Here is a 16,614-nt window from a genome sequence, read left to right as displayed (position 1 = left end):
CGGGTTGTTATAACAAAATACAAAAAAAGAATAGATAGTTCTAGTGAAAGACATGGTAAGAACTATCTATTCTGAAGCGCTGCAATACATTTACATTTGAAGCATTAAGTTGAACTTCTCACTACGAGCTGTGTAGGTAAAATAACACGTTTAGGCAATAATGTATTTCCCATAATCCGATCAATTAACAGATCAGCTGCCACCATGCCAATTTGCTCAGTTGGTACATCAATTGTTGTTAATGGCGGATTAGAATAGCTAGACATTTCAATGTTTGACATTCCAACAACAGCGATGTCATCAGGAACCTTTAAGCCATTGCTATATAAGGCGTTTAGCGCTGCGATGGCCATTAAATCACTTGCGACATAAAAAGCAGTAGGAAGATTTTTATTTTTGCAAAGCGCCGTAACTAATTCAATACATAGCTTCTCATCCCACTGACAGTCAACTGTCCATTCACTGTTTACCTCTAATCCGGCCTCATGTAACGTAGAAACGTAACCATGATAACGACTGCTCTCTTTAATTGATTTTTTACTGCCCCTTCCACCAATATAGCCAATTTTAGTATGGCCCTTTTCGATTAAATGATTAACTGCCAAGGAAGAAACACGATGGTGATCATAACCTACATTATCAATTTCCAGACTATCAGTATCGATGCCGATAATATATGGAACTTGAGTCCTTATATAATTAAAAATATCAGGAGGAAGAGTTTCCATTAATATTAAGCCATCCACTTGTTCGCTAAAGGTCTGCTGCAATATTTTTGGATCCTCTAGCTCAGGACCAGTGCGAATAAACGATATGCTATACCCTTTGCTTGCTAATCTTTCTTCAGCTCCAGTCAAAATCGACATAAAGTAAGGATCATTATATTTATTTTTTGTCACACTTAAAACGCAGCCGATTTTTGTTGTTGTTGCCACTGGCTGTTCCTTTACGGCGCGAGTTTGCCGTTTCTGCTTCCGATTAATTGAATAATTTAATTGTTCAACTGCCTGCCAAACTCTGTTGCGAGTTTCCTCTGTAATTTTATATTGAGTATCGTTATTTAAAACGCGAGAAACAGTAGCTATAGAAACGTTAGCTAATTTTGCTACATCTCTTATCGTACTCATAACGTTCAACCTCCTAGAGTGGAACAGATCCATTTAATTTGATTTGCTAACCAATGATGTTACGTGGAAATATCTATGTTTCATAAAAGTATTATAATCTTGTTTCGTTGAGTTTTAGTTTGCTATTATTGGCTTATTATGAAAAAAAACGTAACAATAACTAGCACAATTGGGGGGATTGTAAGTGAAAACAATTGAGTTTCAAGCCCTAGTAGATCATTGCAAATTCGACTACATTCCTGAAGGTTTAGCTGAAAGATATGAACAATATGTTGACCAGCCTGTTACGAATTTAATTTGTCGACAATTTCTCAATGAGATTCTAGAGCAATATCAAATTTCTAGTACATTGAAAAATGATTTTTTTGCAGCAGCTGAAGAAATTGAGCAAGATGAGTTGCTGTTTCGTTTTAGCAGATTTCTTTTAAAGCAGCTATGCAAGGCACGCAATAGCTTCGACCCGATTCCTTATAACAGCATGACTCCTAAATGCATGAACAATTATGGGGAATTATATTCCTTCATTATTCTACTAGCTTGCATTAAGCTAAGTATAGAGCAAGCTAAGCTTCGTGGAATTCCAAAAGAATACTATGAGCACATACCTCATCGACCACTACGTGCACAATTTGAAAAAATACTAAATAACAGTGATTATAAGGTGCACGATTTTCCTTGGGATTTAAATTTTTATACATGTTCCATCTTTTTATTAGATCGTTTCTTATTTATTCCGCATGTGTATGAGGATACATTTACGATGTATCGCAATATTGAGTCCAATAAAGTAATCGCGCTTAAGCATGCCGGTGAGCAATTTCGTCGCGACGGTCAAATGAATGGGATTAACGGTGTATTCGATTTGCAAGCCTTTACAACGACATGGGTTGAGCAAGAAGGCGAGATTACAGCGCATCGCATTAATCCAATGGGATTTATTGAGCAAGTGCCGATAACGATTGACACGAAGCAATGGCAACCGGCATTAAAACAAGGAGATACCCTTATCGCGCTCCATATTCCAGCAGGTCCCGGTTATACGCCTGAACGGTTAAAGTCTTCAATGACGTTAGCCTTACAATTTTTTGATAAATATTATCCTGAAATGAACATTAAAGGTTTTTGGAGCTCAAGTTGGTTATATGATACGCGTCTATCCCTAGTGCTCAATAGTGAAAGCAGCAATATTGTAAAAGTACAGCGTCAATTTTATAACTATCCAACAAGTGATGGGGATCAAATGCTTCGTTATGAGCTATATGGCAGCAGAACAGTAGATCCACTTAAAGATAATGTACCATTAAATTCTTCGCTGCAAAAGGCAGCGCTAGAGTATATGAAACAGGGTGGTCGTTTTAATCAGCTAAGTATGATTTTCTTGCGAGAAGAAGTTGAGCAGATTGGAGACATCACTTACATTACTGAAGAAGATATCAATCATTTCCGAAGCGTAGTAGATAGTCATCTTGAATAATAAAGAAGCAAACGTTTTAATGGTTGAAACCAATTGGACAAGTGCTATCTATTGATGTTAGGTTTGTTGACTGAAATATAACTTTTTCCTGACACAAATGTGCAGAGTACTGATGAAAATAAACAACAGCTGGAGGGAACATTGTGAAGATATCGTTAATTGGAGCAGGACAACGTGGAATGATTTATGCAAATTATGCAGCGAATAAAGCGGAAATAGCAGCGGTGGTTGAGCCTCATGAAGGAAGAAGAAAAGACGCTGTTGAGAAATTAGGTGTTCCAGCGGATAGAGTATTTACGAATGTCGATGATTTTTTTAGTCAAGGAAAGTTAAGCGATGCCTTGATCATTTCCTCGATGGATCTTGATCACTATGAACAAACGATGAAAGCTTTAGACCTTGGCTATGACATCTTATTAGAGAAACCGATTTCACCTAGTCCACAGGAATGCCTTGAAATTCAAGAGAAAGCAAATAAGCTTGGTAGAAAAGTTATTGTATGTCATGTGTTGCGTTATACAAACTTTTTTGCCGAAATTAAAAAGATTATTGACAGCAATGAGCTAGGTAAAGTCGTTACAATTCAGCATAACGAAAACATCGGTAACTATCATATGGCTCACTCTTTTGTACGCGGAAATTGGGGAAAAAGTGAATTATCTAGTCCGATTATTATGCAGAAGTCTTGTCATGACATGGATATTTTAGCTTGGCTAGTAGGCAGTGAAGCGAAACGAATAGCTTCTTACGGAGATCTCACTTATTTCAAAGAGGAAAATGCTCCAGAAGGAAGTGCAGAACGTTGTTTAGAGTGTAAAGTTGCGGATAGCTGTCGCTTTGATGTTCGCAAAACATATTTAGAAATTCGCGGAAATTGGCCAGCGGCAGCCGTTTCGGTTGATCAATCTGAAGAAGGCTTACTTGAAGCGCTAAAACATAATCAATATGGTCGTTGCGTTTTCCGTGCAGGCAATGATGTATGCGATCACCAAGTATCAATTATTGAGTTTAAAAACGGTGTGACTGTCACATTTAACTTAAGCGGATTTACGAACAAAATGTGTCGCACGATAAAAATAATGTGCGAGCATGGCGAAATCCGTGGAGACGACAGCTTAAATGTAATTGAAGTGACCAAATTTGTCTCAAATATTGATCAGAAGTATGAGCAACGTGTCATTCATCCAAGAACAGTCATTGGAGGACATAATGGCGGCGACACTGGTTTAATGGAGGATTTCCTAAAAAATATTAGTAATTCCGATGCAGCTGATAGTCGTTCTTCAATTAATCAATCTGTAGAAAGTCATATTATGGCTTATGCAGCTGAGCAAGCGAGAGTGACTGGACAAATTATTGATATTGATCAACTGAAAGCAGAGCTGCTAGAGAAGATTTACAGCAAATCATAAATCAAGAAGGGAGGAGAATTAATGAGCTCTCTACAAAAAACATCAGATATCCCAATGAAAAAAGGGTTCGTCTATGAAATGAGAAAGCATTGGCTGCTTTATCTCATGTGTGTGCCCGCTCTAATTTTGCTAATTATGTTTTGCTATATTCCGTTTGGCGGAGTGTATATGGCTTTTACAGATTTCAATGTAGTAGATGGAATTTTTGGAAGTAAATTTGTTGGTTTGCAACAATTTAAGTTTTTCTTTGAGAGCAGTATGGGTTGGAAGGTCATCTACAATACGCTGTTTATTAATACGTTCAGTATTATTTTAGGCGTCCTTATTCCTGTTACCATTTCGATTTGCTTATATGAAATTGCAATTAAAAAATATAAAAGCATTACACAAAGTATGATGTTTTTTCCATACTTTATTTCATGGGTTGTTGTAGGAGCTATTCTTTACGGTTTTTTCTCCTCCGATGTAGGGATTGTCAACAATTTGTTTGAGGCATTAGGATTAGAACCCATTCGCTGGTACTCAGAGCCAAAATATTGGAAGGCAATCGTTATTATTTCAAACGTATGGAAGTGGAGCGGTTATAGTTCAATTATTTATATGGCTGCAATGTCAAATTTCGATAGTAGCTTATATGAAGCAGCTAAAGTTGACGGTGCGAGCAGATTCCAACAAATTATGCGTTTAACAGTTCCGATGCTGAAACCGACAATTGTTGTCCTTGTATTACTAGATGTAGGTCGCATTTTCTATGGTGATTTTGGAATGATTTACGGATTAATTGGTAATAACCCGGTGCTAATCGAGGATGTGTCGGTCATTGATACATATGTCTATCAATCTATGCGCACATTAGGCTTCTCGTATGCTACAGCCGTAGGCTTGTTCCAATCGGTAATGGGGTTAATTTTAATTACGATAGCTAATAGAGCAGCTAAGAAATTCAATGACGGGGAGGGATTATTCTAATGACACATGCACATGCGCAAAAAGTTCCATTAGGTGATCGTGCTGTTACGTGGTTTGCTTATTTATTTATAGGAATATTCGCTCTTGCATGCCTGTATCCCTTGCTTTTAGTTATCAGCGTATCCCTGTCAGCTGAGAGCGAAGTAGCAAGAAATGGTTACTCTATTATACCGCAAGCTTTTACGCTAGATACGTATCGTTATATTTTCATTCATAGTGGTTCTAGTATTTTAAGGTCATATGGCGTAACAATCTTTATTACGGTATTCGGCACACTTGCTTCTCTGTTAGTTACTAGTATGATGGCATTTGCTCTATCGATAAAAAGTCTGAAATATCGCAATTATTTAGCGTTTTTTAGTAACTTTACAATTATTTTTTCAGCGGGATTAATTCCTTGGTACATCGTTTGTGTTAACGTATTTGGATTAAAAAATACGATATGGGCACTAATTTTGCCAATGATGTTTAGCGTTTGGAATATGTTCCTCATGCGAACTTATTTTTCCAATATATCACCAGCACTGTTTGAAGCAGCAGAAATTGATGGTGCAAATTATTTCACGATTTATTGGAGGATTGCTTTACCGCTTTGCAAGACAGGGATGTTGACGGTAGGTCTAATGTATGCACTAACGTATTGGAACGATTGGTGGCATGCGCTCATCTTCGTTAACGACAAAGATCTATTTCCGCTGCAATACTATCTATTTAATATTCTATCGAATGTAAATGCGATTAGCTCAGGACGTGTTCCTTCCGGTGCTGCATCAAGTCTTACATTACCAGCAGAAACGGTAAAAATGGCAGTTACGATGATTACAATTGGTCCAATTATGTTTCTATATCCTTTTGTACAAAAGTACTTTGTACAAGGGGTTATGGCAGGTGCAGTAAAGGAATAGGAGACTAAATAATTAATCCAGCAAGGATTAATATAAACAAAATGAAAAATGGAGGAATCAATATGAAAAAGTGGTTGAATGTACTTGCTGTAGCAGCTATCTCAACGTCGTTGCTTGCTGGTTGTGGAAGTAAAAATGACACAGGCAGTAGCGGTGGCTCAAACTCAGGTAAGTTAGAAACTGTTAACATTCTGTATCCTGGTGAACCTAGTGAACGATTTACACAATTTTTAGATAATGAGTTTGCTGAAAAAATGGCAAGTGAGCTAGGCCTCAAAATTGAACTCACTTTTGTTCCTTGGTCTCAATATTGGGAAAACAAAGAAATAATGCTTGCTGCATCAGAGCCGATTGATTTATATTGGGATGGTCTTGCAGATCTAGCTAAAATCGTAAACAATAAGCAAGCACAACCTATAGATGATTTACTTAATGAATACGGCCAAAATCTGCTAAAGGTATTGCCAGAATCGCAATTAGAGGGCGGTAAAGTAGATGGCACACTTTATGGTATTCCTTCTGCATATGCTCCATCCTCGGCTATGTACCAATTGGTAACTGTACGTCAAGATATTCTTGAAGCAGTCGGTATGACGGAAATCAAAGAAACAGATGATTTGTATGAATTCGCGAAGCGCGCCGCAGAGCAATTCCCTGAAATGAAAGGTCCAGCTGATCCAGTCTTTAAGCCGCTTACTCGTTATTATGCGGATGAGCAATACAACTTTATTAGTCCAGAGGATCTTGTTGTATTTGGCGAAGAAACGAAAAAAGCATACAGCTATTATGAAACAGAAGCGTTCCAGGAGCTGGTGAAGTTTAATAACAAAATGTATGACGAAGGCCTGTATACAGAAGATTTAACAATTAAATATAACGAACGCGACTCTCGTATGCAGACTGGTTTGTACTTATGGGTTGAAGGTTCAGTTGGAAAAGAAATGGAAATCATTAGTACGGTTAAATCAGCAGCTCCTAATGCTGTCTTGAAATCCTATCTTCTAGCTGATGAAAAACCTCGTTATATCACAGCTACTGGCGGTGAAGTGTTGGTAATTCCATATTCAGCTAAAAATCCTGCAGGTGCGATGAAATTCCTTAACTGGCTGTATGGATCTGAAGAAAACTACTTATTTGCCCTATATGGCGCAGAAGGTAAAGACTATGAGATTGTGGATGGACGTATTAACAAGCTGTCATCTAATGACTTCTTCTATGAGTGGATGTTTAGAAATTTGAACTATCAAATGTTTGCTCCAAATATTGAGCAAGCTGATATTGATAATTACCTAGACTGGGATAAAGATGCAAAAGTATCTGAATCTTTAGGCTTTAAGTTTAATAATGAAAATGTAAAGCAAATCGAAACAGCATTAACTGAAGTTGCAGGTAAAGAAATAGCAGCATTACGTACAGGCTTTGTGAAGTATGAAGAAGGATATGCTAATGCAATTGCTGCCTTGAAAAAAGCTGGCATTGATGAATATGTTGCTGAATACCAACGTCAACTTGATGAATTTTTAGCTAACAAATAATAAAAACTTAAAATTGAGAAGATACACCAGCTTTAAAAGCAAAATTATTGTGCATGATATATGTTGGAGGTGAGACATATATGATGTACAAACGTGTTGCAGTATTAGCAATAGGCGCTGCATTAATTGCCAGTATGACCGCTTGCGGTAGAGAAGACAACGATACAGCTAGGGAAATAAATGGGGTTAGAAGTCAGTCGACTGACCGTATGAACCATTTATTTGATCAAAATCTCAATCGTAACCGTGACTCGAGTAATAATGATGCAAATGATAAGATTCGTAACGACAGTATGTTGAATGCAAGAGATATTGATAAACAGCAGGAGCGACTATTACAACAAGTTAAGAAAATTAACGGAGTCGACGATGCAACGGTATTTGTTAATGGAAATGATATTGTAGTTGGACTTGATGTTACGGACAATCGTAATGCAGCAGAAATCGAAAAAAAGATAAAAAAGACTTTGCAAGCGAACTATTCAGGATATGATGTGCATGTAACAAGCGATGCAGAATTGCACGAACGAATTCGCCAAATTAAAGGCGAGATTATTCCAATGGACGGCCATCCAATTCGTAACATGGCTCAGGACATTGAAAATTTATTAGAAGATATGGGAAAAATGGTAACAGAGCCATTACGCTAATACTAAAAAACAAATTAAATCCGAAGGTACTGCAAATATAAAGTCATACCTTCGGATTTAATTTACCCCAAAACAGCTTTTCCTATAACACTCGCGATAGTTTACGGTATTCGCGCGGCGATATTCCCTCATATTTGCGGAAAATACGACTAAAATAATGAGGATCGTCATATCCTACCTTTTCCCCAATAATTTCGATCGAAAGATTTGTTTCTCTTAGCAGCTTTCTTGCTAGATGATGGCGAGTTTCAGCGATATAGACACTAGGCTTTACACCGACAAATAACTTAAAAAGTTTTGCCATATAATCTTCATTTACGTTCATTTCTTTAGCAAATTGTTTATTCGTCCAGCGATAAGCAGGATTATCCTGAATATCTTTAATAATTTTACGAATTGCAACACTATGGACGGATTTTTCCTCTAATCGCTTCGTAAATTGCGAGCGCAGCAATAACGTTAAAATTTGCAGCATATATCCTTTGCAAATGAGCTCATAACCAGGTGCTCGATGATTAAACTCATGCACTAAATCCTCCATAAGCTTTACACAGGAATGCGTAGGTCGATAGAGCGGATCTGCAGACAGCTTAGCGAATGGTGCTTGTATAAGTTCTGCCGAAAATTTATGTTCCTGTACATCCTGTTCATTGACTATCATATCTTCCTCGGTAATAATGTCGGAATTATCCAAAAAACTAAAATGTATACCAATAAAGGAAGCTTGCTCAGTTAGCACTTCATTTTGGTGATAAACACCCGGAGCTAAGAAGATAAGATTACCCTCATGTAAGTGATAAACTTGGTTCTCCATTATCGTTGCAGCCTCACCTTTGCTAACGTAGAGGAGCTCACAATCATATAGTCTTCTTCTATTTAATTTTTGCCGTTCGAGCGTTTGTGTTTGTGCATAATGTATGCTTGGAGACCATTGTTTGAATGGAATTTGCAGCATGCTAGAATTCTCCTTAAAAAATGTCGGGATTGTCCACTTTATTTCTGATGAATCTAAATAAAAAAAAGTGTTAGTTGATTATAATTTTAACATAAACAGCGAAAGAGCAGTAGAAAGGTGGTTAGTAATTATCGAGAATAAGCTATATTCCAGTACGTATTTATCCAAGGAGTATCGTGCTAAGCGAATTACTGACTTCCCTTGGGAGCAAATTCCTGCAGTGGAGCTAGTCGATACTGTAACAGGAAGTCGCTTGTCTGAAACAACCAATGTTCGCTCTTTTTGGACAGAGGAGATGTTATTCTTTCAGTTTGTCTGTTTGGACGATTACATTGTTTCTGATTTTACTCAGCATGATGACCCGTTATATGAACAGGATGTTATTGAAATCTTTATTGATGAGCTTGGCACTGGTAAACGTTATATCGAGCTGGAGGTTAGCCCTAACAATATTGTGTTTGATGCAATGATACATAATGATGGGGCCGGAAAAATTTTAGCAACAGAACTGGAATGGGATGCTGTTCATTTGCAAACAGATGTGGTCAAGGTAAATGAAGGTTGCTATACCTACTACGTTGGTATTTACGCCGAAAACTTTCAGCAGCCGTTTACGCAAGGACAGCAATTTAAGGTGAATTTTTATCGTATTGATGAAAAACGAGACGGCACACGTGAATATCAAGCATGGAGTCCGACAGGAGCAGTGCAATATCATTTGCCACAGCGCTTTGGAACTCTGCTTTTACAATCATAATGAGGTGATAATAAATGAAAAAAGGCATTAATATTTGGTCATTTGCAGAAGGAACAACTATTTCAGAAGCAATTAAAATAGCAAAAGATGCAGGCTTTGAGGGGATTGAGTTGTCACTAAACGGCAGCGGTGAGCTAGGTTTACAATCTACTGAAAAAGAAATTGCTGAAATTAAAGCTCGTGTCGAAGATGCAGGGCTTGAAGTGGCTGGACTTGCAACAGGAATTTATTGGGATTATCCAATGACAAGTGAACATGCTGAAACTCGCCAAAAAGCTAAAGATGTTTGTAAGAAACAGCTTGAGTTTGCATCCATTCTTGGGGTAGATGCAATTCTAGTTATTCCAGGTGCTGTAGGAGTAGATTTTATTCCGAATAGCGAAGTAGTCAACTATGAGGTAGCTTATGAGCGTGCCCTTGCAGCAATTCAAGAGTTAGCTGTGGATGCCAAAGGCTATGGGGTAAGCATCGCACTTGAAAATGTTTGGAACAAGTTTTTAGTATCCCCGCTAGAAATGAAGCAATTTATTGATACAGTAAATTCCGAATTTGTAGGTTCTTATTTTGATGTAGGGAATGTAGTTTACAATGGTTATCCAGAGCATTGGATTCAAATTTTAGGCTCTCGCATTAAAAAGGTTCACTTTAAAGATTACCGTCGTGAGGCAGGCGGCTTGCATGGATTCGTAGATTTGCTTGCTGGTGATGTGAACTATCCAGTTGTAGTACAAGAGCTAGAAAAAATCGGCTATAACAACTATGTTACTGCAGAAATGATTCCAGGCTACAAACATTATGGCAATACAATTATTTATAACGCTTCTAAAGCGATGGATGCGATTTTAGGTAGATAATTTTGCTAGAGATAGAAGAGAATTAATTAATTATTTTAGAGAAAAGACGGAGGCACTAACATGTTAAAGGTTGGATTAATTGGATTCGGATTTATGGGACGCATGCATTTTGACAACTACGAGCGTTTAATGAGCGAAGGAAAACAAGTTAAGCTAGTAGCAGTATGCGATATTGCAATTGAAACATTGAAAAATGCGAAAGCTAACGGCAATATGGCTACTGGTAAAGAAATTTATGATCTTAGCAATTATCATTTGTATGAGCAAATCGAGGATATGCTAGCCAATGAAGAACTAGACTTAATTGATATTACTCTGCCAACTCCGCTGCATGCCGATTTAACTTGCGACTTGCTTGAACGCGGCTATCATGTAATCTGTGAAAAGCCAGCAGCAAGAACATCGGAAGGTGTAAAACGTATGATTGAAGCTGCAGAAAAATCAGGCAAAAAACTGTTAATCGGTCAATGCTTACGCTTCTGGCCTTTCTATGAATACTTAAAAGAAACTATTGATAACCAAACATTCGGTAAAGTAACTGGCGCCTATTTCTTCCGTGGTTCAGAAGCGCCTAAAGGCTGGTTTATGAATGCTGAATTAAGCGGTGGTAACTTAATGGATATGCATATCCATGACACAGATATGATTAACTGGCTATTTGGCACTCCTGAGCGAGTATCTACGCTTGGTAAAAATGTTGTTTCTCAAGGCGGGGGCTTTGACATCGTATCTACAAATTACTACTATGCGGACGGTAAAGTTGTCAATGCACAATCTGACTGGACGTTAGAAGGAGATCATGGCTTCGAAATGACATTCCGCGTTAATTTTGAAAAAGGTAATATCGTTTTGAAAAATGGTCAGCTTAAAGTAAATCCTAACGACGGAGCAGGTTTTGTGCCTGAATTGCCAAGCGACGATGGATATTACCGTGAGCTCGTTTATATGATTGAAAAAATCGAAAAAGATGAAAAGATTGAAACTAGTGCTCCAGAAAGCGCCTATGTGACGCTAAAAATTATTGAAGCGGAAGAGCAATCTGCGCGACAATGCGGCCAGTGGGTTTCACTTTCATAATCTAATCGGTTTTTAATCATAAAGTAATCTCATTTAATTTTCTTCTTTTCTGTTACTGTTTTTTGTATAATCACCATCCTTCACTATTGATAAATATTTAAGAGGCTGGGTTATTTTGTCCCAGCCTCATATGAAGCCCAGTTAACCGAATATGCTGATGAGTTAAGTAAACAAGACAAGCAAAACATTAATGATGCGATCTTAATGAAAAACTACAGATTAGAGCATGATATTGCCCCTGATGGATCTTTGTGGATAATTGTTAATGAATGGACGTTTATTATTTATATCGCTACTGTTTTTATTATTATGGTAGCATCTGATATCGTTGCTTCAGAATTTAGTTGGGGCACAGTGAAACTTCTCTTAATTCGCCCTGCGTCTCGAATAAAAATATTATTCTCCAAGTATATTGCATTATTGCTCTTTGCTGCTCTAAATTTCATTATTTTGCTTGTTTGCTCGCTGATTATCGGGGGCGTAATTTATGGTTTTGATAGTTTTGCTGCAACTAATTTAGTTGTTAAGAATGGCATCGTTCAGGAAAGCTCAATGGCGCTAGATACACTTCGTGTTTATTTAACGGAAGGAATTAGATCACTGATAATTTTTACGCTTGCCTTTATGTTGTCTGCCGTATTACGCAGCAGCTCTTTAGCTACTACGATTTCTGTCTTGCTATTAATGCTAGGCGAGGTACTGATGAGGCTAGTTGCTAAATATGAATGGGCTAAATATATTTTGTTTGCTAATACAGATTTATCGCCTTATTTTAATGGAAGTTCCCCGTTGCCTGGAATGACATTACAGTTTTCCGTTATTGTTCTTTCTGTCTATTTTATTGTTTTTCATGTTATCGCCTTTAGCGTATTTGCAAAGCGAGATGTTAGCGTGTAGATAGGGGAGATTAGAGAGGTCTGGAAACAGATTCTCTCTTTTTTTATTGATTGATTTCTAACAATAACCATAGTAGAATTTAATAAAGATATTAATTATTAATGATTAAATTAACAAAAACCTAAAATGAAAACGTATTCAATTGTAGCATGGAGGGGGAATATGATGAAATTTAGAAAAGAGCGGTATATTTTTATCACGCTATTATTAGTAATCGTTTTATTAATGATAGGGCTGCTCTATTGGTTATTTACTGGTAAAGATAATGGGGATAGCGAGGTTAACACTGCATCAAGCGTTCATCAAACTATTACACAACCAGATGCGGGCATTGTTAATGTAAGCTTTCAAGAGGATTTAATATTACATTATAACTTTAATGAAGGAGAAGGTACGACAGTAGTTGATCAAAGTGGAAATGGTAATGATGGTTTTATTGTAGGCTCCGCTGCTTATGAGGAGGGACGAGAAGGCGGAGCGCTCCAATTGAACGGAGGCTATATAAAGCTGCCGAATGGGATTGCAGCAGAGCAACAGGCGATGACGATTGCTGCATGGGTTAAGCCTTCGTCGCTGCCAGTTTGGGCAAGAGTTTTTGATATTGGCAGCTCGACTACGAATTATATGTTTTTAACACTAAATAATGGTTCTTCCGTATTATTTGAAATGCGGCTAGGCGATACAGTGCAGTCGCTAGCCGGTGTTCCTTTTACAACAACAGACGAGTGGCAGCATATCGCTGTAACGATTGAGGATAAGACTGCGATTGTTTATGTCAACGGGATGGAGGTACTTAAAAATACGAATTTGACGATTACGCCAGATCAATTAGGGGCAACAACAGCTAATTATATCGGTAAATCGCAATTCACTTCTGATCCGAATTTTGTTGGGCAGATTGATGATTATCGCATGTATAAGCGAGCGCTAAGTGAACTTGAGCTTAAACAAATTATGAGCGAAACGATGAATGCGGCAGAAGCAATTGCCTTAGATAAAGCTTGGCTTGATCTCGGAGTAAATCTATTAGAAGTAACAAACGATCTTATATTACCGACTAATGGTCCATTAGGAACCTCGATAAGCTGGCAATCCTCCAATGAAGCTTACGTAAGCAACGAAGGAAAGGTTACTCGTCCATTAAAGGATGAAGCAGATGCGAAAGTAACTTTAGTAGCAACACTAAGCAAAGACAATGTGACCGATACGAAAGAATTCCAGCTAACGATTTGGGCAGAAGGTGCTGTTGCCTATGAAATGAATATAGACGCAGCAAACCCTAAACATGATATTAGCCCAACAATGTTCGGTTTATTTTATGAGGATATTAACTATGCTGGAGATGGCGGCTTGTATGCAGAGCTTTTACAAAATCGCTCCTTTGAATTTAATGTACCGCTATATGGTTGGAAGCTGGAGGAGCTTGGCGGGGGTAAAGGCACCATTAAAGTTTTAAGCGAGAAGCCGCTGAATGAGAACAATCATAAATATGTAGAATTGTCGGTTACAGATGCAGGAGATGGGGTCGGGCTTTCCAATGCTGGTTACTCAGGCATTGCGGTTGAAGTCGGAGAAGTTTATGAGTTTTCCCTATACGCAAAAAGTGACAGTAAGCTTTCACAGCCGATTACCGCAGCTCTTCGCAGTGCAGAAGGCAAAGATTATGGCAGCTGCAATGTTGATGGAATTACAAAGGATTGGCAAAAGCATCAATGTTTAATCACTGCTAGTAGTACGGATTATAATGCTCAGTTTGTGCTGTTAGTCCATGAGCCGGCGACAATTTCATTGGATATGGTTTCCTTGTTTCCGCAAAAAGTTTGGAACAATCGGAGCAATGGCTTGCGCTATGATTTAGCGGAACTGTTAGATGATATGGAGCCTGGCTTCTTGCGTTTCCCTGGCGGTTGTATTGTTGAAGGCGGGGCGCTGGACAATCATTATCGCTGGGAAAATACGATCGGTGATGTTGCTGCGCGAGAAACTCAGCGCAATCAGTGGGCAAACAATTACTACCAATCGTTTGGCTTAGGCTACGGGGAATATTTCCAATTTGCAGAGGATCTCGGTGCAGAGCCGCTGCCTGTTATTTTTATAGGGATCGAATCCTGTACATCAAATCCTGAAACTGTGCCATTAAATGAGCTGCAGCCTTATATAGACAGCGCCTTAAATTTAATTGAATATGCCAATGGCGATATTACAACAAAATGGGGGGCCATTCGCGCAGCGAACGGTCATCCTGAACCATTTCATTTGAAATATTTAGGGATTGGCAATGAGCTGTGGGGTGAAAAATATTATGAGCGCTATAAAATGTTCTACGATGCGATCAAAGCAAAGCATCCAGAAATAAAGCTAATTTTCAGCTCAGGCGCCTTCCCGAATGACGGAGCATATAGTGATGCTTATAACTGGCTAGCGCGTAACCATTATCCTGCAGATTTAGTAGATGAGCATATGTATCAGTCACCTTCATGGATGTTAGAAAATGTGAACCGCTATGATGATTTTAGTCGAAGCGGGGCAAAAGTATTTGTGGGTGAATATGCATCGCATGGCGTTGGTAAGCGGAACAATATGGAGTCTGCATTAACGGAGGCTGCCTTTATGACGGGCCTGGAGCGCAATGCGGATATTGTTGAGATGGCTTCATATGCGCCATTATTTAGTCGTCAGCCTTCCCGCTTTACACAATGGACCCCTGATATGATTTGGTTTGATCAATATCGAACCTTAAAAACGCCAAATTATTATGTGCAGAAGCTGTTTATGAATCATCAAGGTGATCAGACGCTGCCAATTACGGCAATCAAACGCAGCGAAACAGTGAAGTCTATTACTGGCTCTGTTTTCCTAGCAACATGGGCAACGCAGGTTGAGTATGACAATCTGGTGGTAACTGCGCATGACGGCACAATATTATATAGTAATGATTTTTCAGACAGTGCGACTGCAAATGATTTTAAAGCAGTTAACGGTGAAAGCTGGAGCCTTGAGAATGGTGTACTTAAGCAAACAAGCAGTCGAGAAGATACGCGTTATATGCTTGGCATCGGGCAGAGCTGGAGTAACTATACTCTTGAGGTAGATGCTGTTAAGAAGAGCGGGAATGAAGGCTTTTTAATTGGTTTTGCTGCTACTGATAGCAATAACTATTACTGGCTTAACATAGGGGGCTGGGGCAATACACGGATCGTTATTGAAAAAGCTTCGAATGGTTCAAGAGGTATTGTTACACCAGTTATTAATCAAGGAATTGCAAGTAATAAAACGTATAAGATTAAAATTGTAGTGCATGGTTCTCGGATTGAAGCCTATATGGATGAGCAATTGCTATTTGAGCTTGATGAAGGAATTACGCCTGGGCCGCTGTATAGCTCGGCTTCAGTCGATAAGGAAACAGGAGATATCATCTTAAAGGTTGTTAATAGCTCAGGAAATGCTCAGTTGGCTAAGTTAAATGTCAATGGGGCCTCTTATATTGCAGCAAACGCAACCGTATTTGAGTTAGCCTCATCAGCATTAACTGATGAAAACTCTTTTGAACATGATAGCAATATTGTGCCTAAACAAAAGCAAATCGAGCATGCGGCTGCTTCCTTCGAATATGAGTTTCCGCCATATTCACTTACGATTATGCGCCTGCATACTAATGATCAGCCGATTATCGTTCAAGCAGAGGATGTACAGCTTACAACAGCAGTAGGTAAAAAGCCAGCCCTTCCAGCCAAAGTCGTCGTAACTACTAGCGATGGCTTAACAGAGGAGGCAGCGGTACAGTGGAAGGAAATTGATGCTGCACAAGTAAGCAAGCCAGGTATGTTTAGGGTGAAAGGTGAAATTGCAGGTACGTATGTAAGAGCATATGCCTATGTGAAGGTTGAGTGAGGGGGAAATAGATTATTAAGGGAACACTACTTTTTGCGAATTATTCGTAAGAGAGACAGACTAAGACAAATGATTTTAAATAGACCGCTAATCTTTTTTATTGAGAAGCGG

General features: G+C 38.5%; 13 protein-coding genes. 11 read left to right on the top strand and 2 right to left on the bottom strand.

Annotation, left to right across the window (positions count from 1 at the left end):
- Positions 1 to 104: 104 nt before the first annotated feature.
- Entirely contained in the window at positions 105 to 1,127 is a 1,023-nt protein-coding gene (locus AC2TDL_RS05345; protein ID WP_484699164.1) for a LacI family DNA-binding transcriptional regulator, read from the bottom strand.
- A 184-nt stretch (positions 1,128 to 1,311) separates the two neighbouring features.
- Between AC2TDL_RS05345 and AC2TDL_RS05340 the strand changes: the two genes are divergently transcribed.
- The 6 genes from AC2TDL_RS05340 to AC2TDL_RS05315 all read left to right on the top strand — a co-directional run bounded on the left by AC2TDL_RS05340 (position 1,312) and on the right by AC2TDL_RS05315 (position 8,072).
- Positions 1,312 to 2,601: an acyltransferase domain-containing protein gene (locus AC2TDL_RS05340; protein WP_484699163.1), complete on the top strand. Its 1,290-nt coding sequence runs from the start codon at positions 1,312 to 1,314 to the stop codon at positions 2,599 to 2,601.
- Between the two features lie 143 nt (positions 2,602 to 2,744).
- Positions 2,745 to 4,013: a Gfo/Idh/MocA family protein gene (locus tag AC2TDL_RS05335; RefSeq protein ID WP_484699162.1), complete on the top strand. Its 1,269-nt coding sequence runs from the start codon at positions 2,745 to 2,747 to the stop codon at positions 4,011 to 4,013.
- 21 nt (positions 4,014 to 4,034) lie between these two features.
- Positions 4,035 to 4,982, top strand: coding sequence for an ABC transporter permease (locus tag AC2TDL_RS05330; RefSeq protein ID WP_484699161.1), 948 nt, complete (start codon positions 4,035 to 4,037; stop codon positions 4,980 to 4,982).
- On the top strand, positions 4,982 to 5,887 hold the full coding sequence (locus AC2TDL_RS05325; RefSeq protein ID WP_484699160.1) for a carbohydrate ABC transporter permease: 906 nt from the start codon (positions 4,982 to 4,984) through the stop codon (positions 5,885 to 5,887). The genes AC2TDL_RS05330 and AC2TDL_RS05325 overlap by 1 nt, the downstream gene beginning before the upstream one ends.
- A gap of 62 nt (positions 5,888 to 5,949) precedes the next feature.
- Positions 5,950 to 7,422 (top strand): extracellular solute-binding protein, encoded by a 1,473-nt coding sequence (locus AC2TDL_RS05320; RefSeq protein WP_484699159.1) that lies wholly within the window; start codon positions 5,950 to 5,952, stop codon positions 7,420 to 7,422.
- Positions 7,423 to 7,502: 80 nt separating this feature from the next.
- Positions 7,503 to 8,072: a YhcN/YlaJ family sporulation lipoprotein gene (locus tag AC2TDL_RS05315; RefSeq protein ID WP_484699158.1), complete on the top strand. Its 570-nt coding sequence runs from the start codon at positions 7,503 to 7,505 to the stop codon at positions 8,070 to 8,072.
- A gap of 82 nt (positions 8,073 to 8,154) precedes the next feature.
- Here the strand turns inward: AC2TDL_RS05315 and AC2TDL_RS05310 are convergent, their stop codons facing one another.
- Positions 8,155 to 9,027 (bottom strand): helix-turn-helix transcriptional regulator, encoded by an 873-nt coding sequence (locus AC2TDL_RS05310; RefSeq protein ID WP_484699157.1) that lies wholly within the window; start codon positions 9,025 to 9,027, stop codon positions 8,155 to 8,157.
- A 67-nt stretch (positions 9,028 to 9,094) separates the two neighbouring features.
- Here AC2TDL_RS05310 and AC2TDL_RS05305 point away from each other — a divergent pair, with 67 nt between their 5' ends.
- The 5 genes from AC2TDL_RS05305 to AC2TDL_RS05285 all read left to right on the top strand — a co-directional run bounded on the left by AC2TDL_RS05305 (position 9,095) and on the right by AC2TDL_RS05285 (position 16,503).
- The gene (locus AC2TDL_RS05305) at positions 9,095 to 9,784 is read left to right on the top strand and encodes a carbohydrate-binding family 9-like protein (protein ID WP_484699156.1); all 690 of its coding nucleotides are present in this window, start codon (positions 9,095 to 9,097) and stop codon (positions 9,782 to 9,784) included.
- Positions 9,785 to 9,798: 14 nt separating this feature from the next.
- Positions 9,799 to 10,638 (top strand): sugar phosphate isomerase/epimerase family protein, encoded by an 840-nt coding sequence (locus AC2TDL_RS05300; RefSeq protein ID WP_484699155.1) that lies wholly within the window; start codon positions 9,799 to 9,801, stop codon positions 10,636 to 10,638.
- A 60-nt stretch (positions 10,639 to 10,698) separates the two neighbouring features.
- Positions 10,699 to 11,715 carry a Gfo/Idh/MocA family protein gene (locus AC2TDL_RS05295; RefSeq protein ID WP_484699154.1) on the top strand — a complete coding sequence of 339 codons (1,017 nt, stop codon included), beginning with the start codon at positions 10,699 to 10,701 and terminating at the stop codon, positions 11,713 to 11,715.
- 93 nt (positions 11,716 to 11,808) lie between these two features.
- A complete protein-coding gene (locus AC2TDL_RS05290; protein ID WP_484701050.1) occupies positions 11,809 to 12,612 on the top strand; it encodes an ABC transporter permease in 804 nt (267 codons plus the stop codon).
- 162 nt (positions 12,613 to 12,774) lie between these two features.
- On the top strand, positions 12,775 to 16,503 hold the full coding sequence (locus tag AC2TDL_RS05285) for an alpha-L-arabinofuranosidase C-terminal domain-containing protein (protein ID WP_484699153.1): 3,729 nt from the start codon (positions 12,775 to 12,777) through the stop codon (positions 16,501 to 16,503).
- Positions 16,504 to 16,614: the final 111 nt, after the last annotated feature.

It is taken from the genome of Paenibacillus sp. plas6 (assembly GCF_057221655.1).
This window is presented reverse-complemented; position numbering and strand designations above follow the sequence as displayed.